The organism is Bacillus zhangzhouensis, from assembly GCF_000715205.1.
Lineage (GTDB): Bacteria > Bacillota > Bacilli > Bacillales > Bacillaceae > Bacillus > Bacillus zhangzhouensis.
The window spans coordinates 146,745-168,961 of the sequence record NZ_JOTP01000004.1 but is presented as its reverse complement, the minus strand read 5'-3'; the positions used below and the strand labels follow the sequence as shown (position 1 = coordinate 168,961).

At 40.5% G+C, this 22,217-nt stretch carries 31 protein-coding genes; 11 read left to right on the top strand and 20 right to left on the bottom strand.

What is annotated here, in order from left to right:
• The first annotated feature begins 9 nt into the window (after positions 1–9).
• Together BA70_RS05395 and BA70_RS05390 are read left to right on the top strand one after the other, a co-directional pair.
• On the top strand, positions 10–213 hold the full coding sequence (locus BA70_RS05395) for a DUF3311 domain-containing protein (protein WP_034319197.1): 204 nt from the start codon (positions 10–12) through the stop codon (positions 211–213).
• Positions 213–1,706 (top strand): sodium:solute symporter family protein, encoded by a 1,494-nt coding sequence (locus BA70_RS05390; protein WP_034319195.1) that lies wholly within the window; start codon positions 213–215, stop codon positions 1,704–1,706. Before BA70_RS05395 ends, BA70_RS05390 begins: the two co-directional genes overlap by 1 nt.
• A 41-nt stretch (positions 1,707–1,747) precedes the next feature.
• On the opposite strand, the gene BA70_RS05385 is transcribed toward BA70_RS05390, so the two are convergent.
• Positions 1,748–3,133, bottom strand: a complete 1,386-nt coding sequence (locus BA70_RS05385; RefSeq protein ID WP_034319389.1) for a S41 family peptidase — start codon at positions 3,131–3,133, stop codon at positions 1,748–1,750.
• A gap of 151 nt (positions 3,134–3,284) precedes the next feature.
• On the opposite strand from BA70_RS05385, the gene BA70_RS05380 reads away from it, so the two are divergent.
• Entirely contained in the window at positions 3,285–3,983 is a 699-nt protein-coding gene (locus BA70_RS05380) for a class I SAM-dependent methyltransferase (protein WP_034319191.1), read from the top strand.
• A gap of 92 nt (positions 3,984–4,075) precedes the next feature.
• Positions 4,076–4,327 carry a hypothetical protein gene (locus BA70_RS05375; RefSeq protein ID WP_034319189.1) on the top strand — a complete coding sequence of 84 codons (252 nt, stop codon included), beginning with the start codon at positions 4,076–4,078 and terminating at the stop codon, positions 4,325–4,327.
• 50 nt (positions 4,328–4,377) lie between these two features.
• On the opposite strand, the gene BA70_RS05370 is transcribed toward BA70_RS05375, so the two are convergent.
• From BA70_RS05370 to BA70_RS19360, 5 genes are all read right to left on the bottom strand, one after another.
• Positions 4,378–5,208 carry a M15 family metallopeptidase gene (locus BA70_RS05370; protein ID WP_034319187.1) on the bottom strand — a complete coding sequence of 277 codons (831 nt, stop codon included), beginning with the start codon at positions 5,206–5,208 and terminating at the stop codon, positions 4,378–4,380.
• Positions 5,209–5,276: 68 nt separating this feature from the next.
• Positions 5,277–5,972, bottom strand: a complete 696-nt coding sequence (deoD, locus tag BA70_RS05365) for a purine-nucleoside phosphorylase (RefSeq protein WP_034319185.1) — start codon at positions 5,970–5,972, stop codon at positions 5,277–5,279.
• A gap of 113 nt (positions 5,973–6,085) precedes the next feature.
• Complete coding sequence (locus BA70_RS05360) at positions 6,086–6,403, bottom strand: hypothetical protein (RefSeq protein ID WP_034319182.1); 318 nt, start codon at positions 6,401–6,403, stop codon at positions 6,086–6,088.
• Positions 6,404–6,457: 54 nt separating this feature from the next.
• Positions 6,458–7,066, bottom strand: coding sequence for a phosphatase PAP2 family protein (locus BA70_RS05355; RefSeq protein WP_034319180.1), 609 nt, complete (start codon positions 7,064–7,066; stop codon positions 6,458–6,460).
• Between the two features lie 51 nt (positions 7,067–7,117).
• Complete coding sequence (locus BA70_RS19360) at positions 7,118–7,288, bottom strand: YozD family protein (protein WP_078061651.1); 171 nt, start codon at positions 7,286–7,288, stop codon at positions 7,118–7,120.
• Positions 7,289–7,407: 119 nt separating this feature from the next.
• Between BA70_RS19360 and BA70_RS20795 the strand changes: the two genes are divergently transcribed.
• Entirely contained in the window at positions 7,408–7,542 is a 135-nt protein-coding gene (locus tag BA70_RS20795) for a hypothetical protein (RefSeq protein ID WP_256498704.1), read from the top strand.
• On the opposite strand, the gene BA70_RS05350 is transcribed toward BA70_RS20795, so the two are convergent.
• The 7 genes from BA70_RS05350 to cgeC form a co-directional block, all read right to left on the bottom strand.
• A complete protein-coding gene (locus BA70_RS05350; protein WP_034319178.1) occupies positions 7,539–8,219 on the bottom strand; it encodes a hypothetical protein in 681 nt (226 codons plus the stop codon). The two genes, BA70_RS20795 and BA70_RS05350, sit on opposite strands and share 4 nt — an antisense overlap.
• A gap of 149 nt (positions 8,220–8,368) precedes the next feature.
• Positions 8,369–8,593: a YozE family protein gene (locus BA70_RS05345; protein WP_034319175.1), complete on the bottom strand. Its 225-nt coding sequence runs from the start codon at positions 8,591–8,593 to the stop codon at positions 8,369–8,371.
• A 79-nt stretch (positions 8,594–8,672) separates the two neighbouring features.
• Positions 8,673–8,954 carry a YokU family protein gene (locus BA70_RS05340; RefSeq protein ID WP_034319172.1) on the bottom strand — a complete coding sequence of 94 codons (282 nt, stop codon included), beginning with the start codon at positions 8,952–8,954 and terminating at the stop codon, positions 8,673–8,675.
• A 2-nt stretch (positions 8,955–8,956) separates the two neighbouring features.
• The gene (gene kamA / locus BA70_RS05335) at positions 8,957–10,357 is read right to left on the bottom strand and encodes a lysine 2,3-aminomutase (RefSeq protein ID WP_034319165.1); all 1,401 of its coding nucleotides are present in this window, start codon (positions 10,355–10,357) and stop codon (positions 8,957–8,959) included.
• Positions 10,358–10,474: 117 nt separating this feature from the next.
• Positions 10,475–11,851 (bottom strand): sigma-54 interaction domain-containing protein, encoded by a 1,377-nt coding sequence (locus BA70_RS05330; protein WP_034319163.1) that lies wholly within the window; start codon positions 11,849–11,851, stop codon positions 10,475–10,477.
• Between the two features lie 158 nt (positions 11,852–12,009).
• On the bottom strand, positions 12,010–13,305 hold the full coding sequence (locus tag BA70_RS05325) for a glycosyltransferase family A protein (protein WP_034319160.1): 1,296 nt from the start codon (positions 13,303–13,305) through the stop codon (positions 12,010–12,012).
• Between the two features lie 17 nt (positions 13,306–13,322).
• On the bottom strand, positions 13,323–13,643 hold the full coding sequence (cgeC, locus tag BA70_RS05320) for a spore maturation protein CgeC (protein WP_034319157.1): 321 nt from the start codon (positions 13,641–13,643) through the stop codon (positions 13,323–13,325).
• Positions 13,644–13,849: 206 nt separating this feature from the next.
• Between cgeC and BA70_RS05315 the strand changes: the two genes are divergently transcribed.
• Together BA70_RS05315 and BA70_RS05310 are read left to right on the top strand one after the other, a co-directional pair.
• Positions 13,850–14,251 (top strand): hypothetical protein, encoded by a 402-nt coding sequence (locus BA70_RS05315; protein WP_034319155.1) that lies wholly within the window; start codon positions 13,850–13,852, stop codon positions 14,249–14,251.
• A gap of 15 nt (positions 14,252–14,266) precedes the next feature.
• Positions 14,267–15,229 carry a CgeB family protein gene (locus tag BA70_RS05310; protein ID WP_034319152.1) on the top strand — a complete coding sequence of 321 codons (963 nt, stop codon included), beginning with the start codon at positions 14,267–14,269 and terminating at the stop codon, positions 15,227–15,229.
• 28 nt (positions 15,230–15,257) lie between these two features.
• Here the strand turns inward: BA70_RS05310 and BA70_RS05305 are convergent, their stop codons facing one another.
• Positions 15,258–15,980 carry an acylneuraminate cytidylyltransferase family protein gene (locus BA70_RS05305; protein WP_034319149.1) on the bottom strand — a complete coding sequence of 241 codons (723 nt, stop codon included), beginning with the start codon at positions 15,978–15,980 and terminating at the stop codon, positions 15,258–15,260.
• A 259-nt stretch (positions 15,981–16,239) separates the two neighbouring features.
• Between BA70_RS05305 and BA70_RS05300 the strand changes: the two genes are divergently transcribed.
• Positions 16,240–17,268 carry an SDR family NAD(P)-dependent oxidoreductase gene (locus BA70_RS05300; protein WP_034319148.1) on the top strand — a complete coding sequence of 343 codons (1,029 nt, stop codon included), beginning with the start codon at positions 16,240–16,242 and terminating at the stop codon, positions 17,266–17,268.
• A 53-nt stretch (positions 17,269–17,321) separates the two neighbouring features.
• Here BA70_RS05300 and msrB read toward each other — a convergent pair whose 3' ends face one another.
• Positions 17,322–17,753 carry a peptide-methionine (R)-S-oxide reductase MsrB gene (gene msrB / locus BA70_RS05295; RefSeq protein WP_034319143.1) on the bottom strand — a complete coding sequence of 144 codons (432 nt, stop codon included), beginning with the start codon at positions 17,751–17,753 and terminating at the stop codon, positions 17,322–17,324.
• The gene (gene msrA / locus BA70_RS05290) at positions 17,753–18,286 is read right to left on the bottom strand and encodes a peptide-methionine (S)-S-oxide reductase MsrA (protein WP_034319141.1); all 534 of its coding nucleotides are present in this window, start codon (positions 18,284–18,286) and stop codon (positions 17,753–17,755) included. The genes msrB and msrA overlap by 1 nt, the downstream gene beginning before the upstream one ends.
• A 137-nt stretch (positions 18,287–18,423) precedes the next feature.
• On the opposite strand from msrA, the gene BA70_RS05285 reads away from it, so the two are divergent.
• The 3 genes from BA70_RS05285 to BA70_RS05275 all read left to right on the top strand — a co-directional run bounded on the left by BA70_RS05285 (position 18,424) and on the right by BA70_RS05275 (position 19,957).
• Complete coding sequence (locus BA70_RS05285; protein WP_034319138.1) at positions 18,424–18,855, top strand: MarR family transcriptional regulator; 432 nt, start codon at positions 18,424–18,426, stop codon at positions 18,853–18,855.
• Between the two features lie 53 nt (positions 18,856–18,908).
• Entirely contained in the window at positions 18,909–19,169 is a 261-nt protein-coding gene (locus BA70_RS05280; protein WP_034319135.1) for a hypothetical protein, read from the top strand.
• Between the two features lie 119 nt (positions 19,170–19,288).
• Positions 19,289–19,957 carry a DUF4397 domain-containing protein gene (locus BA70_RS05275; protein WP_034319132.1) on the top strand — a complete coding sequence of 223 codons (669 nt, stop codon included), beginning with the start codon at positions 19,289–19,291 and terminating at the stop codon, positions 19,955–19,957.
• Between the two features lie 29 nt (positions 19,958–19,986).
• On the opposite strand, the gene ypmT is transcribed toward BA70_RS05275, so the two are convergent.
• From ypmT to BA70_RS05255, 4 genes are all read right to left on the bottom strand, one after another.
• Positions 19,987–20,184 carry a protein YpmT gene (gene ypmT / locus BA70_RS05270; RefSeq protein ID WP_008358155.1) on the bottom strand — a complete coding sequence of 66 codons (198 nt, stop codon included), beginning with the start codon at positions 20,182–20,184 and terminating at the stop codon, positions 19,987–19,989.
• 24 nt (positions 20,185–20,208) lie between these two features.
• The gene (locus BA70_RS05265) at positions 20,209–20,775 is read right to left on the bottom strand and encodes a YpmS family protein (RefSeq protein ID WP_034319128.1); all 567 of its coding nucleotides are present in this window, start codon (positions 20,773–20,775) and stop codon (positions 20,209–20,211) included.
• A gap of 9 nt (positions 20,776–20,784) precedes the next feature.
• Positions 20,785–21,546: an SGNH/GDSL hydrolase family protein gene (locus tag BA70_RS05260; RefSeq protein WP_034319386.1), complete on the bottom strand. Its 762-nt coding sequence runs from the start codon at positions 21,544–21,546 to the stop codon at positions 20,785–20,787.
• A 69-nt stretch (positions 21,547–21,615) separates the two neighbouring features.
• Positions 21,616–22,206, bottom strand: coding sequence for an SCO family protein (locus tag BA70_RS05255; RefSeq protein ID WP_034319383.1), 591 nt, complete (start codon positions 22,204–22,206; stop codon positions 21,616–21,618).
• Positions 22,207–22,217 lie beyond the last annotated feature (11 nt).

Here is a 22,217-nt window from a genome sequence, read left to right as displayed (position 1 = left end):
GAGGAAATCATGAATAAAAAATTGATGCTAGTACTACTTATATCGATTCCTTTCATCGGACAGCTTGCACTGCTTCCCTTTGTGAATCGTATTCATCCATTTGTGATTGGGCTGCCCTTTTTCCACTTCTGGCTCTTACTATGGATTGTTCTCACACCAGTTTGTACATTTATCATTTACCGGATGCAACATTCAAATGGAGGAACTGACTAATGCAAGGAAATTTAACAGCTTTATTGATTACTGCAAGTATTATTTTCATCGTCGTGGTCATCGGATTTGCCGCTGGTCGTGACAAATCGTCAAGACAGTCGGTAGAAGAATGGTCTGTCGGCGGGAGAAAATTCGGCGGGCTACTCGTCTGGTTCCTCGTTGGCGCAGACTTATATACAGCTTATACCTTTTTAGGGCTCACAAGTACAGCTTATACAGCTGGAAGTGTCGCTTTTTTCGCCATCCCTTATTCGGTTCTTGCTTATTTTATTGCTTATTTTTTCTTACCGAAACTTTGGACGGTTGCAAAAAACCACAAGCTTACAACCCTTGCTGATTATGCACGTGAACGATTTGACAGCAAGCTGTTATCCAGTATGATTGCCATTGTTGGTGTACTTATGCTGATTCCTTATATTTGTCTTCAGCTGAGCGGGATTCAAGATACGTTAACTGTCGCTGGAACTAGTTATATTAATGTGAATGCAGTTGTTATTATTTCATTTATTTTAGTCGCACTTTATACATTTTTCAGCGGTATTAAAGGCCCTACATATACAGCCATTATTAAGGATATTCTTGTTTGGGTGATCATGCTCTTTATGGTGGTTTCTCTGCCAATCATTCATTTTAACGGGTGGACACCTATGATGAATACGTTAGCCAAGGAAGCGCCACAGCTTCTGACGATACCTGAAGGCGGTCCTAAAGGCATTTTGTGGTTCATTACTGCTTCAGGCGTTTCTGCCCTTGCTCTTTTTATGTGGGCACACGCGGCAACTGGGGTTTTTACAGCCAAAAGCGCTGATGCCATCCGTAAAAACAGCATATTTTTGCCTCTTTATAACATTGTATTGATTTTGGTCATCTTCCTTGGGTTTATTGCATTTTTAGTCTTACCAGAAGATACAAATCCAAGATTTGCTCTTCTTCATTTAATTCAAACGTCATATGGCGGGGTGATGCAGGGGCTAGCTTATTCAACGATTGCACTGGCTTCTCTCATTCCATGTTCCATCATGGCCATTGGCGCGTCGAATTTATTTGCGAATAATTTATACCGTGATTTAATTCATCCAAATGTGTCACCGAAAAGATTAACGATCATTACACGTTCGATGGTGTTTATTGTCATCGGGCTGGCTCTATTATTCGGTATGCTGTTCCCAACTGCACTTGTCACACTCCAGCTGATCGGCGTTTCAGGAATGGTTCAAATTTTCCCAGCGATTGCGATCAGCTTGTTCTGGAAGAAACAATCGAGAGAAGCAACCATTGCTGGGCTGATCATTGGGATCATCGTCACCTTTACAGCCAATATTTCACAAGTGACGTTCGGTCTTTATGAAGGCTTTCTCGGTTTACTAGCAAACGTTGTGGTCATCTTGATATTGAATCCATTCTTCCAAAAGAATATCACATCCAATTCAGTTACAAATGATCTGTTTGAAAAGGACAACGAAAAAGCAGCAACGATGGCAAACAAAGCGTAAGGATAAGAAAAAGCAGTCCCCTCATGAGGACTGCTTTTTCTTTATTTCATTTCTTTTTTCAAGACTTCAATTGCTTTTTTCATTTGCGTATCATTTTTCTTTAGCTTATCTTGGATGTTTGTCATGAGTACCGTCGTTGTATCCCCTGTGAGAATACCGTCTGCCTTCAGATCATGATCTGTTTGGAAGCTTTTGACGATAGACTGGAATGCTTGATCATACTCACCATTTGCTTTTGCTTTATAGCCAAGTGCTTGGAACATCTTTTGAGCCGCTTTGACTTCATCACCATTATCATGCAGCTGATACGTCTTTTTCGGGCTTAAATATGGCAGCTTCGCATAACTTGGCAGAGATGCTTTTACCTGTGGTTCAATTCCTTTTTTGTGAATCCAAGAACCGTTCGGTGTCAGCCACTTCGCAATGGTTAACTTGACACTAGAACCATCATTATAGCTTTGTGCATTCTGAACAGTTCCTTTACCGAACGTCTTTTCACCCACAATTTGAATGCCTGATGATTGGTGCAGAGCAGCCGCCATGATTTCAGCAGCGCTGGCTGAGCCGCCGTTTACAAGGACAACTGCCGGCTGATGAACTTTGCGTTCTTTTTCAGCCTTGTACACTTGTTTCTTTCCTTTTTCTTCAACCTGCATAATGACTTTTCCTTTATCGATAAAGTCATTGCTCATTTCAATCGCTTCTGTCATAATACCGCCTGGATTATCTCTCAGGTCGATGACAAACCCTTTTGCCCCTTTTTTCTCGAGGTCATCAATCGCTTTATCTAGCTCTTTAGATGTTGTTTCAGCAAAGGACGTAATTTGGATTTCTCCTATTTTGTCTTTTGTTAGTTTGGCATAAACCGTTTCAAGCGGAATGGTATCTCTTGTGATGTTCACATCTACATTGCCAACACCTTGCCGATTGAGATGCAGCTTGACATCCGTTCCTTTTTTGCCTCTGATGAGAGAAACTGCTTTGTTTACCGACATGCCTTTTGTACTTTTTCCATCTACCTTTAAAATACGATCATGAGGTTTCAAACCAGCTTTTTCAGCAGGAGAGCCTTTAATCGGCGCGACAATTAAAATTTGTCCATCCTTTTCTTCTACTTGTGCACCGATTCCTTCAAATGAGGAAGAAATGGTATTGTTAAATCCTTCGGCTTCCTCCTGATCCATATATGTAGAGTATGGATCATCAAGAGATGCAATCATCCCTTGAATCGCACCATCTACTAGTTTTTGATCATCCGTTTTTTCGTAATACTCATCTTTTACTTTCGTATAAGCAGCCATGAGTTTACTAAACTTCTCATCTCCTGAGACACTGACAGCACCTTGTTTTGTGATCACAAATGTAATCACTGAGGAAAGTGCAGCTGTCACCAGAATGGCTATTACGAACTTGAATTGTTTTTTCAAAAAAACACCACCTTTATCTCCTTTCATTATTATCAAGGACGATTCTCCATCCGTCAACCAAAGGATCAAACTTCTATTTGAAAAGATAAGCCATTTGACCCTGCATTGCATAATCTTTAGAGAGGAACATGATAAGGAAAGAAGGGATTTCATGAGTGATTATGTAGAAATGCTTGCCTATTTTGGCGTATCAAGTGCTCATCCTGGTGGAATTGAGTTAACGAAAACGATGATTGAGCATATAAAACCAACGCCTGATGCGCGTATACTGGATGCCGGATGCGGTACAGGACAAACGGCTGCGTATTTAGGAAATGTAGGTTATCAGGTGGAGGCGATTGATACGCACCCTTTGATGATTGAAAAGGCCAACCTTCGATTCGAGCGAGAAGACCTGCCGATCCGTGCCTTGCAAGCATCCATTGAACACCTGCCATTTCCAGATGCATCTTTCTCTCTACTGATCAGTGAATCTGTTTTAAGTTTCACCGAATTACCTGCTGCACTTGCTGAGATTAAACGGGTGCTTACCCCTGGAAGTCAATTGATCGCAAATGAAGCTGTGTTAAAAGCACCTCTGACACAGGAAGAGCTGGCAGTCGTTCGAGATTTTTATGGCTTCCACTCCCTCTTTTCGCTTGAAGAATGGAAAGAGCAGCTAATAGCGGCAGGTTTCCGTGACATTCGAATTCTCTCATTCGATGAGCACATGGTACAGGAGGAGCCTACAGAAATGGAATTATCTGAACAAATACCGTCTTCTCTTTACGATACGCTGCAAACACACTATGACCTCATTCAAGCGCACCAGGACCATCTAAGTCACATTCTATTTGAATGTACTGTATAAAATGAGCGAATCTCCTATATGTTTTGTCCAAACTCTATGAAGTCTCTCGCATAGGATAAGAGTGAAAAGAGTTTGTCATAAGGAGGAAAAACATGGAGCGCTATCACAAGCTTTGTCAGCAGCACATGGGGAAAGTCGCTAGAATCACTGATCGTAATGGCAGAGTACATGTCGGACGCATTGAGCGTGTGACAAACCGCAAAGTTTATATTCGTCCAGTTGGCGGGTCTCGCGGGGGCTTTGGCTTTGGCTATTGGGGAGGATATTATGGCTGGGGTGCAGCTTATGGCATCGGACTCGGTTTCATTACCGGCTTCGCATTAGCAGGATTGTTCTTTTTTTAAAAGAAGAATAAAAGAAGGCCTCCCGAATAGCTGGGAGGCCTTTTACTTGTTTAGATTTTCTTTACTTTGTTCATGTATTCTTCAAATGTTAAATCGTGATCATGCATTGCTTTGGCTGCTTCTTTTCCAACATAGCGCAAATGCCACGGCTCATATTCGTATTTCGTAATGTCTTCTTTTCCTTTTGGATAACGGATGATAAAGCCATATTGATAGGCGTTTTTAGCCACCCATTTGCCATCAGGTGTCTCACCAAACTTTTCAGAGATCTCAAAGCCGGCACTTTTTGAGGAAATGTCCATGGCTAAACCTGTTTGATGTTCACTTTCGCCTGGTAAAGCGACTGCTTCTTGTGCTTTTTCTTTACCTTTTAATTTGACCTCACTATCAAAAATGACTTTTTGACGGTCATAGGAGCGATAGCCAGATACTGCAGCCAGTTCGAAGTTTTCCTTTTTCGCGCCTTTGAATAACTTCTCAAGTGCTTCCGCTGCTTCTTTACGAATATATCGTTTTTCAATATCCTCTGAAAAAGAGAATTCTACTTTTGGTACAACGAGATCAGAAGGTTTATAGGTTCCTGGTAATGCGTATTCTTTGTTGACAAGTGCTAGCACATTTGCAGGATTTTGAATGGTTTTCAGTCCACTGACAACCTTGATGTCATTGAAATATTCACTCTTTAACGTCAGCTCTTGATTAGATGAATCTGCCGTATCATTTGAGTTTTGCTGGGATGTTGAACTTGTTGTGTTTTTTTGTTCGTTAGTTTTGCTTGATTCAGATGTACCGCTTTTTTGATCCAGCAACTGGCAGCCTGATAGTGCGGCTGTCAAACCAAGAATCGATGCGATTGAGAGTATTTTATAGCTTTTCTTCATGACATACCTTCCTTTTGCTCTACTAAAAAAATAAAGATGCGCTACATCGTAGCACACCCTTTATACTATTATAAAACTGAATCTAGTGCAATTAAGATCATTTCGTCAAAAGTCGTTTGACGTTCTTCAGCAGTTGTTTCTTCTCCTGTCAGAACATGATCACTTACTGTCAGAATCGATAACGCTTTTCTACCAAATTTTGCAGCAAGCGTATAAAGAGCTGTTGTCTCCATTTCAATCGCTAGAATACCGTATTGATCCATAAGCTCAAGTGGTTTTTCATTGTAAAATTGGTCTGCTGTAAATACATTTCCGACACGAACGGCCACATTTTTTGCTTCTGCTGTGTCGTAGGCTTTCTTGAGTAGACCAAAATCAGCGCAAGGCGCGTAATCAATTGGTCCAAATGCCACACGGTTCATTTGTGAATCTGTTGAAGATGTTTGGGCTAAAATGACATCGCGCACATTGACATCCTTTTTGATCGCTCCGCAAGACCCAACGCGGATTAAGTTTTGAACATCATAGCTTTGAATGAGTTCATTCACATAAATCGAAATAGATGGTACGCCCATTCCAGTGCCTTGTACAGAAACGCGCTTTCCTTTATAGGTTCCAGTAAAACCATACATTCCGCGCACTTCGTTATAGCACTCGACATCTTCTAAATATGTATCTGCAATATATTTCGCACGAAGCGGATCGCCTGGCAGCAATACCGTTTCTGCAATTTGTCCTTTTTCTGCTCCAATATGTACACTCATTTTTTAGCCTCCACTTACGTTTAACATGTGTTTTGTCCTATTTATTATAAACGATTGAGGCCAAAAAAGAAAATACCAGCTGGATCTCAGAGCTGGTATCCTAGATCATCTATTTAACTCATCGTCATCAGTCGTTCACTGCGTTTCCATCCGGCCGGAAAGAGCTGATAATAGCACTTCCCCTTTTTCCTATCATCAATCACAACGATATCCCCTGTTGTGATAAACCGCGCATTGTAATCATTAGGGACTGTATCATGTACATTAAATGTCGAGAATGCTTTTTCCAGAACATCAAGGTGTGTTCTGCCGCCAATCTTTGTCCTGTACACAGGCTGATGCCCGCTTACTGCACCATATTCAGGTGTCTGATAAATGGTTAAGTGATATGCTGAAGGTTTCTTTTGAAAAAATCTCAACGTCAATTGCATTCAAATCCCTCCCCTTTTATATAAAATTGGCTGGGATCTATCAATTTCCTTCTTCTATTTTTGTCGAATGCCGGACAATTTTTCGTCAATCTTTTTACATAGAAGAAATAAAGCTAGTCCTATCGCAAAGCCTGCTATAACATCTGTCAAATAATGGACGCCGATATACATCCGGCTGATACCAATCACAAACACGCATAGCCCTGTGATCAGATAGACGGTTTTTTGTCTTTCTTTTAGCCATGGAATCATCTCAACTAATAGATATGCGATAAAAGGATAAATCGTCGCTGCATTCATCGAATGACCACTCGGAAAGCTGTAATAGGTTTCATTGACAAGATGATCAAAGGCCGGACGCTCTCTAGCAAACAGCCCCTTTAGTTCGTGATTGATTGTTTTTTCTGTGAGATATAATAGAAAAAGCAGCATGATAGAGTAGTAACGCTTATACACCAGTAGTACCACACTAAAGATGAGCATGATTGGTACTAGCAGCGCGCTGATGCCAAAGTCCGTCACAGCCAGCATGACATCATTTATAAAAGGGAGCCTGATGTTCTCAAACCACAGGATGATCTGGTTGTCCAATGTCTGACATACACCAGATACCATGAGCGCAGCGATGGCGCCAAATAAAATGAAAAGAAATAGGATATACACGTGAAAGAATTCCCCTCCCTCTTTCCTCAGAATCTCTTCAAAGTATAGTGCCTACCACGCCTCTTCTTCAACTATCATTGTTTTTCTCAGCATATATTCAAATGTAATATCAGCCAGCTCAAACGTTTCTAGCTCAGTCGGTATGTACCCTCTTTTGACCAGCTCCATGTAGAAGAATTCCGCAATTTCCTCTGTATCAATCACCAAATCTGCTTCTTTCATTGCTTTCCGCCTCCTTTTTTATGATGTATGAACGCTGCCTGTTTTTTATTACAGTTTGTCATAATGGCTCATTCCATACATATAAATGCAGTAAACGAAAAGAAAAGGGGCTTGAGGCAATGAAATGGTTAAGCATTTTAGATGGAGAAACGTTTGATCAGGTGATGGGCCGTATCTTGAGGGGATGGTTTTATGTGATTGTATTTTTATGTGTACCTTATTTTTTATTCGTTTTAGGACAAGTCTTTCTTTAACCAAAATGCTCGTTTAAACTTTCCAAAATAAAATCCATCATATCCTTATATTCTGGATCTTCGAAAAATTCGTAGAGAATTTTATAATCATTATAAATATCAAGAAGCTCATCCACTATAGACACAGCGAGGAATTCTAGTGATGCTTCGCTTTCTTGCTTCTCTTCCAACTGTAATAGAGCCGTTTGTACCATGTCTTCCTCTTTTTCTTTTGAGGTTTCTCCCACGTAATGCACAAAAAGAAGCTGATGGACAAACTGGTCCATCTCATATTTCCTTAGGACAAGCGTTAAGTCTTCTTCCTCTGTTTCCAGCCACTCTCCGTCCTTTAGCCTCGTGAGTTCGTAAATCACATCTTCCCAGCCATCTTCAAGGTAGCGCCAAATTTCAGTCCGATGACCAATGATTTTAAATAGCTCTTTTCCGTAATCTTTTACATATACGACATCGCCAATGAGGAACTCATATTCAATGTCCAGCTTTTCTGTATCCACAATCACTCCGTCGTACTCATCGTAAAGCAGGAGTGATGTTTCAAAATAAAGCACCTCATTATGATTGACCTCATACAAATAGTGCTGGTCAATTTGATGGACTTTTGTAATCGTTCCGACTGTGCCGTACATGACAACGACGACAATATCCCCTACTTGATATTTTGGTGCTTTCGCCTTCATTCTGTCTCCCCCTTGCCCGACTTTTGGTCTTAACGTATCGTATGCCGGCGCAAGGAATTCTGCATGGGCAACCACACCATGCAAAACGCCATTTTATTTCTCCATCAAAAAACCGCTTCTTCCATCAGGAACAAGCGGTTATATGTGAGTTATTTTTTTTTGACTTCTACTTCGTATTGTTCAAACGCTTCGTCAAATGTAGTCATCGAGTGTAAATAATCGCCATTCAATTCTAAATAGGCACATAGCTCATGATAATCAGTGGAAGCTTTAGGAAAGCTGTGATCTTCATAAGCAGCATTTGCAAAATGACTGATTTCATCTTTCGGTTTTGGATGTCTGTACTTCATTAAATAATGGTAAAACGACTTCACCTGTTTTTCCCTCCGCGACACTCTATTTTGTTGTTATATTATACAGGAATTTGATGACTTGTATAGGCGGAGGTACAACTTATGATGAAAAATCAAAGTAATTTCGCTTTAATAACCGCTCCATGCTCATTAATTCTTCATATGAAATTTTTTCTGGAAGTTTTGTTTGGTCCACTAAAATTAATTGATCCTCTATCTCTTTTACCGTTTCATCCTTTTGATATGTCATTCCGCAATGCATACAAGAAATGGACGGCGTGTCGATAATTTCAATGGATTGTGTGCCAGTGATCAGCTCCCAATAAACTGTTGTCTGCTCCGCATTTGCTTTGTTTTCCTCACACCAATCACATGTCAACAAGGTTATTTCTCCTCCTTTACTGTTTCTTCTTTTTTGAGCTGCGCCTGATATTTCTTCTCTTTTAATTGATCCCGTTTTTCACGTTTGTTTTTGAGCGTATCATGCTCAGGATTTGTCTCATATAATTCTCTTCGTTTCATCCGGCTTAAATTTTCAGGCGTAAACGATCTTGCTTCATCTTGAAATAGAGCAGTGACACCAATTGCCGGTTCTTGTTTCTCTTCATAAACTTCATTAAAATACGCATCTGCCTGGCCTGCGACGTAATGCTCTGGCTCTGGATACGATGTGATGACGCCTTCAAAGTTACGAAGGACGACTTTCTCAGGGCTTTGCGATAATAAATAATTTGGCTGTAAAGCGATTTTTCCTCCGCCTCCTGGGGCATCTACAACAAAGCTTGGCACTGCATAACCGCTCGTATGACCTCTTAAGCCTTCAATGATTTCAAGTCCTTTTGAGACTGGTGTTCTAAAGTGACCAATGCCCTCAGATAAATCACATTGATAAATATAATACGGTCTAACGCGAATCTTCACCAGATCATGCATCAGCTTCTTCATAATCGGGACACTGTCGTTAATACCCGCTAGGATCACAGCCTGATTACCTACAGGGACACCGGCATTGACAAGTCGTTCACACGCTTCCTTTGCTTCTTTTGTGATTTCAATACTTGTATTGAAATGAGTATTCAGCCAAACTGGATGATATTTTTTCAAAATCTCACACAGTTCATCTGTAATTCTTTGTGGAAAGACAACCGGCGCACGGGTACCAATCCGAATGATCTCAACGTGCGGAATGTCTCGTAAGTTTTTCAAAATGTATTCGAGCACTTGATCATTGATTAAGAGCCCATCTCCGCCTGAAATTAAAACATCTCGCACTTCAGGTGTTTCTCTAATATATCCAATCGCAGCATCTAATTGCTTTTTAGGCACGCCCATGCCGATCTGGCCGGAAAAACGCCTTCTCGTACAATAGCGGCAGTACATGGAGCACTGATTTGTCACAAGAAACAGCACACGATCTGGATATCGGTGCGTTAAACCCGGGACGGGTGAATCCTCATCTTCATGAAGCGGGTCTTCCAAATCATATTTTGTTTTATGAAGCTCCTCTGCAATTGGCACAGATTGCATGCGTATCGGACATCTTGGATCGTCTGGATTCATCAGTGAGGCATAGTAGGGTGTAATGTTGAGTGGAATGGTTTTGGTGGAAATCTTCACTCCTTCTTTTTCCTCTTCTGTTAAGTTCACGATTTTTTCTAAATCATCAAGCGTTTTAACGGTATGCGTCAACTGCCAAATCCAGTCGTTCCACTTTTCCTCAGGGACATCTTTCCAAAGTTCAATGTCCTTCCAATGACGCGTTGGTTCATACAGTTTCTGATTCATATCCATTCCCCCTATCAGCATTCACTTTATACTATGCAAGTTATGTGCCAACATGGGAAAATGCCCCTATTGTTTACAAAAGGAGCTTTTTCCTGCAAGTTTCAATCATTAAAGTGCCTACATTTCGGCATCTTCATATTTCTTCAGTTTATATTGCAGCGTTTGTCGAGGGATCTTTAAGGCTGCGGCGGTTTGCTTAATATTCCCGTTATGTTTACTTAAAGCTTCTTGAATCAATGTTTGTTCAAATGAAGTAACCTGACTTTTTAATGAGGACTGCGGCGGTTTGTTTTCTCTCTTCTGCGCCCGTAAATGAGCAGGAAGATATGCCGGGGTGATGTCTTCCGCTTCCTTTGGCATCATCAAAACAGCATGCTCAATGGTATGTTTTAATTCTCTGACGTTCCCTGGCCAGTGATGCGCCATAAACAATTGTGTCGTTTCTTCAGATAGGCGGGTGACATTTTTAGAAAACTGGTGATGATAGGTTTGAATGAAATGGCGGGATAGCAGCTTGATATCTTGCTTTCTCGCTCGAAGCGGCGGAATATGGAAAGATGACACATGCAGTCTATAGAATAAGTCTTCTCTTAAAATTTGCTTCTTCACTGCTTCAAATGGGTCTATATTAAGCGCAGTAATAACTCTGACATCCACTTTAATGGCCTTTGCATCACCGATGCGGCGCACAACGCCATCCTCTAACACACGTAATAATTTTGTTTGTAGCGTGAGCGGCATTGCTTGCAGCTCATCAAGAAAAAGTGTGCCCCCATCTGCTAATTCAAAAAGCCCCTTGCGATCAATTGCGCCCGTATAGCTTCCTTTGACAGATCCGAACAATAAACTCTCAAGTAATGATTCTGGAAGCGCTGCACAGTTTTGCGGGATGAACACCTGGTCTTTTCGATCAGATTCATGGACAATGGCTTGTACCAGCACTTCTTTTCCTGTCCCTGTTTCCCCGTAGACGACAACAGACGAAGGATAAGCAGCTGCTTTTTTTGCTTTCTCAAGCATCTCTTTTAAAAGCGGATCATTTGTTAAAAATGAAGAAAAATCATGCATTTGGTCTGTCTCAGAAACACCATTCGTTCGTTTTTTTTGATCTAAACGATTCGAAAGCGCCGACAGCTTTGATACATCTTTTGCTACTTCCACTGCGCCTATTAACTTGCTATCTTCAATAATGGGCAATGTGGTGTTGACCGTTTCAATTTTTTCTCCATTTTTATTCAAATACGTTTGTAAAGAATGATAAATGGGATTCCCAGTTCTAAGTACATGCATGAGCGTACTTGTTTTTTCAGTTAATGATGGATACACATCAAGGATATACTTGCCAATCACCTCTTCTTTTTGTAAACAGTCAAATTTAGCGGCATTGTGATTATAAAAGATCGTCACCCCTTGATCATCTACAACATGAATGGCTTCATCGATGGCTTCTAAAATTAATTCAAACCAATCCGCTCTTTCGACAACCTTCCCCATTCTTTCCCCCTCACTTTCAGTGCCGGAAAATCGGCATCTATTGCCCAATTTTCAGCGGCTTGTTCGTGCTCAGTTGGTTTCCCCTATCCTTTTCACGTTTCGCTTTTTCCTATCAATCTCCTGCTTTTTTCATCTATTGCTTAAAAAAAGCATCCCTCTTATGAGGAATGCTTCCGCCCTGATGTTTGATAAAGAGACATATCGAATTCATGTAGCGATTCCATATACAGTGGCACAATTGGCTTCCCTTCTTGAAACAACGTAAATTGGGAAGGAAATAGCCTGATTGGTTGATGATTAAACGCAAATAACTTCATTACCTCAGGAACAATACGGCAAAAGGTATCATGCATAAGTAAATAGACATCTTGTTCCCATTTAAAGAGCCGACGATTTGGCGGGCTGAATACAGGAAATGCTTGAATGATTTCCCCATCATCAAACGTCTGAAGCAGATCATTTGAAATGGTGTAAATCTCCTTTGGATGAAACTGAAAATATTGCATATCACGCTTTGAAGCAAAACGTCTTTTTTTCTGATCTTCAATATAATAAAACGTCCTTCCATTATCTGCGCTGACCACTGTATAATTTGGCACTGCCAGCATCTCATTCATCTCATATTTCATCGCACATAACAAAGGAATACGAATTGCACGCCTTTTCTTTTCATTCACCCAACACCTATCGATTCCATGAAGATTTCCGTGGGCGATCTGACAATAAGCCCCTTCTCTTTCAATCACAGTTCCATCAATTAAATCATACGGCATACTTGAAAACATGTGATGAAAGGATTGAGGTGTTTTATACGTTGTATCAAGCACATCTTTTAATGGAAAAAACGCTGCAAAATAATTCAACCTCATCCAAAAAACAGAGTCTGCATGATGCCAATGTTTCGGGTCATCGTCCCAATATTGCCCGTATTTCTCATAAATAAGCGGAAGCAAGCGCCTTCTGTGCATGACCGAACAATGGTCGACTTGAAAGGACGCATGCTCTAACATTTGATCTGCTTCCCGAACGAAGCTCATGGTTTCCACTAGATGCTTATCAACATGAACGACACGCTGCGAGGAATAAACAATATCTATATGAGGCTTCGATTGAAAAACATCCACCATTTTCTGCAAACGATCTTTACGGTACATTGTATCATCTGTTAAATAACAAATCAGCTCACCTGTTATGCGTGTTAAAGCTTCATTAATAAGCGTCGCATAACGTACGGTTTCAAGCCGTTTTGCAGGATGAACCATGTGCGGATACAGATGAATGCGTTTATCGTCTAAAAAGGGCTGAATCTTTTTCGTTGTTTCTGGCTCTGAGCCATCATCCATAATCAAAAGCTCCCAGTTTTGATACGTTTGTTCCACCATACTCTTTAGCACACGATCAATGAAATCAGGTTTATTGTAGCTTGTTAAAATCACCGATACTTTCATGATCATTATCCTTTTTCGTTAGATTAAAAAGCCCCCCAGCTGACAATGTTCACATAAGGAACACTTACTCTTAGCTGATTTGTCGCATTTTTAAAAACCGCTACTGAATCAAACAATTGCACGACAACCACGTTTTGGAGCACATCTCCATTGACCAAATGAACACGAGGCAGTGGAATGCCAAGCTCAAGCCATGGACGAAGCAATTCTTTGATTTCTGACGCACTTTCTTTCTCACTTTCCTCTAAAAGATGAAGAAGAAATAAAATCAAAATGACTTCAAGTACTCCTTCTGCTTCTAGTAATTCTTCGTTCCAACCATTTAATAATTGTTCAAATCCCATTTAAAATCCCTCTCTCTTCTCATGTAATCTTTACTAGAGTATGAGAATCGCTTCATTTAGCCTCAGCATTTGAAAACATTTTTAAAAATGTGTGAAGTGATGAACTGAAAAAAGAACAAGGAATGAGCATTCTGCTTATACAAAAAAAAGTGAACGGCATATACATAGTGGTGTGTTTGAAGTGATGAAGGAAGGATGGGGAGAAAATGAGCGACAAGCGTGCCGAATTAAAAAAAGAACTATTGAAACTGTTTTTCAGACCGCTTAGTCATGCGTTAACAGTCAATCTCGAAGAAGGAGGAGTACAAGTGGAAGAAAAATTAAACAATTTATTTAGTGAAGTAGCATCTGAGGCATCACCTTCAGATTCTGCTACAACACTCGATGTATCTCAACCAGCAAGATGGATTTTTGCAAGACTTGCACCAGGAACAGTCATTAGCATTGTCACTGACTCAGGAGACCTAATAGGCCCAGTTCAATTTGTATCATTCGATGCTTCAACAGGTGTTGTGTTCGTCACACAAGAAAGCTCTGTGACACCTGCAGGCTCTTCAACGACTCTATTAGATGTAGATAAAGTTGAAAGTGTTACGTTCACATCTTAATGTGAGAGGGTCAACATGAAGCTTCTTTATATCAGCTCTGGCTACGGCGGAATCTACCGAACTTTTGATCAATGGATAGAAGAAAGCTTCATTGATTCATCCTTTTCATATTTGAAGATAGAAAGAGAATCTCTACTTGAGCACATGCACAAAATCCGGACATTTTCTCCGGATTTTGCTTTCATGATGATCGGTGATCATGTTCCTAAAGAAGTACTTCATCAGTTCAAACAAGAAAAGATCCCCATCATTCTATGGATGACAGAAGATCCTTTTTATACAGATGTGTCTGCTACCTGTACACAGGATGCACAAATGATTTTAACCATTGACGAAGGCGTACTGCCTTTTTACAAACAATTAGGTGTTGACCACGTGCACTACTTTCCCATTCCAACCAATACACGTATATTTCAGAAAAAAATGCCGCAAGCTGAGACATTCACCTATGACATTGCACTCGTTGGTTACCCTTATCCAAACCGCATCAAAGCCATCGATGCACTCTTACACCAGCACAAATGGCGTATTCTCGTTGCAGGCAAGGAATGGCATCGGCATTTGAATAAGTCACGTAGACGGTATCGTGATTTAACACTTGTGACCAACTGGCTGAGCCCTAAGCAAATGGCGGAAATGTATCAACAATCAGCCATTGTCCTTAATCCGCACAGACCAGCTCAATTCGTCTATAACCGAAACAAAGCATTGATTCAAAATATGAGCCTCAACAACAGAGCGTTTGATATCGCTGCAAGTGGAAGCTTTCAATTGACGGATATGAATCCGCCAGATCCTTTTTCAAGCTTCGCTTTTTACACACATGAAGACGATTTGATTGAGCAGACCGAATACTATGTATCAAATGTTGAAAAAAGAAAGGCGATTGCGCTGAATAATTACGAGCAAGTCGTTCACTGGAATACATTTGACACGCTACCATACAGGTTATATGAGATAGTAAAAAGCGCCCTATGACTGGGCGCTTTTCTTGTTGAAATCAATTTTATGGTGTCCCTTCCGCATCCAGGCGAGCCAATAATACTTTCTCTGCCTCTTTCCTATCTGCCTCACTTTTCACAACAAGCGATTGCTTGTGATCCATCATATACGCTCCAACTGATCCTTCTAAAAAGGAATGGATGCATTCTTTTGCATAATGAGCATAAAAAGCATAAACAGCGCCATTTAAACGGCCATACGTATGAGGATGCCCCTGCTTTGGAATGAAAAAATAATGATTGTCCTTATATAAAGTGGCTTCATTGCTTTCATGCAGTGTCCATGTTTCGTTTGGGTTTTCTAGCGCCTCTGTAAAAGAAGCGGTACAGTCATAGCTCCCTTCTACTAGAAGCTCCAAGCAGCTCTCAATATCTGCCGGCTGTCTAAGAGGAGACGACGGATGCAGATACAGGACAATATCAAATGTCTTCCCCTCTCGTTCTAAATAAGCAAGCGCGTGTTTCACAGCTAGTAATGAGGGTGTTTGTTCAGTCACATGTGTACTTGGAAGTTCAATGACATTTGCTCCATAGTGGGACGAAATGATTTGTGTATTCACATCCTCTGAGGATACGATGATTTCATCTAACTCAACCATTTGTAATAGCGGCTGAATGGTCCAATAGATGAGCGGCCGCTTCGCCAATATGCGAATGTGTTCACCATGATGATCTTGCTGGCAGCCAAAAGCTGGTATCATGGCTAAAATACGATTTCCCCTATACATATATTCTCTTCTCCCCTCGCCCGCAGCTCAATGTCCTGCGAAAATGCTTACCCATGATTGAGCTGATCGCAGTACTGAAGTGTTCAGGTCTCTCGCTTTTTCTACTTTTTCTTTTATCTCTCCATATTCTATTAAAACATCAAGCAGATGGTTATAATTTGTTCACCTAATTTATGCATGAAGTGGTTCTTTTCCTCAAACGTCTGCCACTCTTTCACATATGATGCAAAGTAGAGAAATGATAGTTGGGGGATTAGATATGTTCAAACAGATAGAAATGAGTTTGAAGACCTTTTTTCGTGACAAAACGATTTTAGTCACAGGCGGTACGGGTTCAATCGGCCGGCAAATTGTCAAAAAATTAACAGCATGTTCTCCAAAGAAAGTCATTGTATTCAGCAAAGATGACAGCAAACAATACATGATGAAAAATGAGTATGCAGAGCATCCAGAGGTCGTATTTGCTCTTGGTGATGTGCGCGATGCCAGCCGCGTGAGACAGCTTGTCAAAGGTGTTGATATCATCTTTCATGCAGCAGCCTTAAAACAAGTACCCACTTGTGAAGATAATCCGTTTGAGGCGGTTCAAACCAATATCATCGGCGGGCAGCATGTCATTGAAGCAGCAATCGAACACGAAGTCAGTCATGTTGTCAACATTTCAACCGACAAGGCAGTGGCCCCGACGAATGCCATGGGTGCAACAAAATTGATTTCAGAAAAACTATTTTTCCAAGCAAACGAAAGTATTCCCAATCAAAAAACAATGTTTTGCTCTGTACGCTTTGGCAATGTGCTTGGATCAAGAGGCTCCGTCATTCCGATCATGCTCCAGCAGCTGTTAAACGAGAAACCTTTGACCGTGACAGATCCTGCCATGACACGTTTTTTTATGTCCATTGAAGAGGCTGTATCCCTTACACTTGAGGCAGCCATCATGATGAAAGGCGGCGAAACCTTCATTCTCAAGATGGAGTCATTACAGCTTGCAGATCTATTAAAAGCGTTTCATGAATATGCTGGTCAAATGAACGTTGCAGCACCAGATATTCTCGTTATTGGTAAAAGACCTGGAGAAAAACTTCACGAGGAGCTCACATTCCCACATGAGGCAGATGCACTGTTTGAGCATGAACAATTTTATGCGATCTTACCGAGACCACATCTGCACCCTGCCTTTCAAAAAGTCGATTTGACCAATTACACGTCAAATGAAGCACCGCTCATTACAAAAGCGAAGCTATTCCATATCATCGAACAATTACATCACACGCATCATAAAAAATAAAAAATCGTCACACGGAAGCAGATGCTTTCCATGTGACGATTTTTTTACATGAATTATTCAAATAGATGTGTCAAATGGCCGTAGCCCTCTTTTTCCAGATCATCCTTTGGGATAAACTTCAAAGCGGCTGAGTTAATACAATACCGGAGACCATTTGGTCCTGGTCCATCAGGAAAAACATGACCAAGATGAGAATCAGCTGTTTTGCTGCGAACCTCTGTCCGAACCATACCATGACTCGTATCAACCTTCTCCTCTACTTCCTCGCCTTCAATCGGTTTTGTAAAACTTGGCCAGCCGCAATGGGCATCAAACTTATCGAAAGAAGAAAACAATGGCTTGCCTGAAATGATATCCACATAAATGCCTTCTTCTTTGTGGTCCCAAAATTCATTTTGAAATGGCGGCTCAGTGCCATTATTTTGCGTGACCTCGTACTGCATCCGGTTTAATTCTTTGATCCGTTGCTCTTTTTCATTTGCCATTATTTATCACTCCAATGGGATTGAATAAAACCCGCTCTACCCGAACCGACATGATATCGTTCGTAGTGCATGTTGTTCTTTTTATAATAATGCTGATGATATTCCTCTGCAGGATAAAAAGGACCAGCCTCTAAAATTTCTGTGACGATTGGCTTTTGGAAGATCCCGCTTTGACTCAGCTGCTCTTTCGAAGCTTCTGCAAGCTTTCGCTGCTCCTCATGATGAACATAAATACCTGTACGGTAAGACTCTCCTCTATCACCAAATTGCCCTCCATCATCTGTTGGGTCTATTTGCTGCCAATACAGTTCTAATAGTTTCTCATACGGGAAAACGTCAGGATCAAATGTGATTTGAACCGCTTCTCTATGTCCCGTTGTATTTGTACATACTTCCTCATAGGTCGGATTCACTGTATGTCCGCCAGTATACCCTGATTCAACTTTGATAATGCCTGGCTGTTCATCAAAAGGTTTAACCATACACCAGAAACAGCCTCCAGCAAATGTGGCTAATTCTTGTTTTTCAGACATATTAGTGCCCCCTTCATTTAAAAAATGGTATCATCATATTATAACATGATAAAAAATAATGAAAATGATACGACTTGTGTACCTAAAATGAAAGAAAGCATTCTGTCGTATCTTAAAATATAATGGGGGTTTAATGATTGGAACAAAGAAAACAAATGATGTATGAAATGGATACTTTACTGAGAACCGTATTTAAGCAGATACGTTATGAAATTAACAGCCTGCTGGATAACGAATTATCTCGGAATGAATTTCTCATTTTAAATCTACTCCGTGAGCACGGTGCAAAAAAAGTAACGGAATTCGCTTCGATTCTTGGGGTGTCAGCAAGCCATATTACAGCAGTGACCGACACACTTGTAGAAAAAGGCTGGATCACTCGTATCCGCTCAAAAGAGGATCGCCGCATCATCAAAATCCACTTAACCGATAAGGGTAAGGAAATTACTGAGCATTTTGAGAAAAAGAAAACAGAATACTTTATGGAACGATTTGAATCATTTGATGATGAAGAACTCAAAACGATGATCAAATTATTCAAAAAGCTGGATAAAAGTCAAAAGGATTAAGCATAGATTTTAGCGCTCAGGACATGCTACGGATAAAAAGAGGTGGATGAACCATGACAAGCCCTTACCTTTGTCCAAACTGTAAAACCAATAGAACGCGCTTTAATCTGATCGAGCAGCTTTCAGAACCTGTGAAGCTTGATCCGGCGACTGGAGCAGTTGTCGAAACATACGAAGGAGATCAGCTTTCTCCTTTTCACATGAGATATCAAGGACCTCAAATCAAAGTCCAGTGCGGCGTTTGCGGTTTAATTGAGGATGAAAAAACATTCATTAAGTTGGCTGAATATGATCAATATTCTTCTCCTTCTTAACATGAAGGCCTGACGTTTTCCGTCAGGCTTTTTTCTATGTTTCTTTTGCCTATACAGATCGTCCCTTTCGTGCATACGCTACAAAAAACACCATCATATGAGAAAGAAGGGTTGATGACATGCAGCAGCTCTATGATATGAATGACTTTCCATATCGTCCATCAGCTACCGTCTACCAATACCATCAAAGAAATACTTCTCAAAAAGCCGTTATTCGACTCTTTCACGCTGCACCAGACCTAAGTGAGCTTGCTGTATTTGTGAATCGGCAGCAGGTCGTGGAAACGATGCCTTATGGCCAGCTGACAGCTTATATGGAGTGGGATGAGGGTGTTTATGAGATAGAAGTATTCAAGCCGGCTACAAAAGAAAGGGTTCTTTATTCTCGCAACATGATCAAAGGAGACGAGACTTACACACTTTGTATCACAGGGGCTCGAACAGGCTTTGCATTGCTAAAAGAGCATCAAGATTCTCTTATCAAGCAAGATGACCTATCAGCACTAACATTTGTCCAGCTGTCTCCTGACCTCCCTCCCATTGATTTATATGAACGGGATCAAGGAATGTTTTCAAAGGAGCTTGGTTATGTGAGCAGCACCCAAACTCACCATTTCTCTCCGAATAAGTATCATTTTGAACTGAAAGCCTCCGGTACACAAAGTGTACTGCTTGATATCCCAAAAGTTCACCTGCAAACAAAGCGCGCATACATTATTTTGCTTCATGGTTTTGCAAACGGAGAGCCCGAGCTCATGGCGAAGGTGGCCTTGTCTCGCCAAATATAAAAAGAGCCTTTCCAAATGGAAAAGGCTCTTTACGAGACATCTTCAGCTTTTTCCTGCTTTTGAAAATCAAAAGCAAGAATCATGATGCCTAAAAATAATGCACAATAGGCAATATTTAAGTAAAACTGATCGATATTTTCTGCTTTTAAATCAGTGGCAGCCGTAATGCCAAAGTACGCAGCAAATAAAAGCGACAGTAAACTGAAATATTGATAGACTCGCTTCATGATTTCACTCCTGACTAGCACGTTCTATTGCTTTGGATGGTAATATGAGAATTCGATTTCATCGTTCTCAAGATCAATTTTGTTCGCTTTGACATACATATCATTCGTCAGTGGCATTTCTGAAAGACGTACTTCAACCGTTTTTTGGTCTGGTTTCACATGAACGAATTCTGGCAGTTCATAAAACTGACCCATGTAGCTTAAAACAAAACTAATCGGAATGCTCAATTGTCCAATTGAAAAGTCATCCACTTTCAGTAGCACATCTCCATTATCTTCAACAGTTGGCGTAAATGACACGTTTGCATCAATGGTTGAAGAGAAGGCTTTAATCGCGCCTGTTACTTTCACATCTTGATCAATCGCAACATGAAAGTCAGGCATATCGCTTGATCCTTGATTTTTTAGATAATCATTTACAAAGCTGGTCAGCGATTCTTTTGAGCTAGAAATGTTAAAGGCATATTCGCTTTTCGCAACTTTTTTTGAAGCGGATTGACCGCCTGGCAGCAGCATCAAAATGCCGCAGGCAAGAACAATCAGTAGATTGATTGCAAGTAAAATAAAAAATAAGCTTTTCCATTTTTTCATATTTTCACCCTATTCCTTCGGCAGTCCTTCTTTTTTCACTTCTGAGAATAAACGATTTGCCATAAGAGAGTACCCCTTTTGGTTTGGGTGGAAATCATCATCTGCCAGTAATTTTTCATCAGAATCTTCTTCAAATAAATCGGCCACATTGATCATATCAGCGTTGCCGTCTTTTTTCAGTTCTTTTTTGGCGACGGCATTCCAGTCTTTGACGACTTCATCGATATCTCTTAGCTCAGTCAGACTGAACTTAAAGGGATTATACATACTGACATACATGATCTTCGCGTGGTTATTATGTTCTCTCAGTTGAGCAAGAATGGTTTTAAATCGCTCCTCAAAAGGACCTTGCTCTTTTTGAAAAGGAGCAAAAGTCAAATTGAGTACATTTTGACGGACGACATGCATTAAGTCATTTCCGCCGATCGTAAAGAAAATATAATCAGCGTCTTTTAGCCCATCTTGCACCTTTTTCTCTTTTAATCTCTTTAATAAATCTACCGTTCTACTGCCTTTAACGGCATAGTTTTTTAATGTAACAGATTGCACGCCGTCCACCGCTTCTATCTTGTCACGGGTGATGCCTGCATATCCCTTTTTATTTTGATCTCCGATTCCTTCTGTTAAGGAATCTCCAACCGCTGCGATGGTAATATGTTCTTTTACGTTCTGTGTGTCTTCTAGTTTATCCTTTATGCCAGCCTCTTGAGCAGAACATGCAGAAAGAACAAAAGCTAGAGACATCACAATCAAAATCAAACGAGCCTTCAAACGATGATGTCCCTCCTTTTTCTGATTAAAAAAGTGTATCATGTTTTCGCTCATTTGAACATCCTTATGCTAGCTTCGGTTAAGCGTTTTGATGTCCTTGATGATTTCATCATATGGTGTATTTTGTACGCCATCATAATTTTTCATCACTTTCCCTTCTTGATCAACAAGGAAGAACAGTGATTGATGAATGACTTGGTCTTCATCTTCAGGTTTTTTCACAATGGTTTTAAAGCTCTTCATGGCGAATTTTTCAATTGCTGACTGCGAGTAACCAGTGAGGAAATCCCAATTTTTAAAGGACAATGGATATGCTTTGGCAAATTCCTTTAGCTTTTTCGGTGAGTCCACCTCTGGGTCAACGCTAAAGGAAATGATATGCGCATCCAATTTTTCTTCTTTTAACCGTTTTTGCAGCTCTGTCATATGAGCAGTCATAGGCGGACAGATCGTTTCACAGCTTGTGAAAATAAAATCTGCAACCCATACTTTCCCCTTCAAATCATCCAGTGACACCTTTTGACCATTTTGGTTTTGATACTCAAACGGCTGTATTTGATAATTTAACGCATCCTTGATTTGTCCATTTGAACACGATACTAAAAGAAGCACGCTTATCATCATAAGCGCACCAAGCAAGGCTCCCCTTTTTCTATACATGATATGCCCAT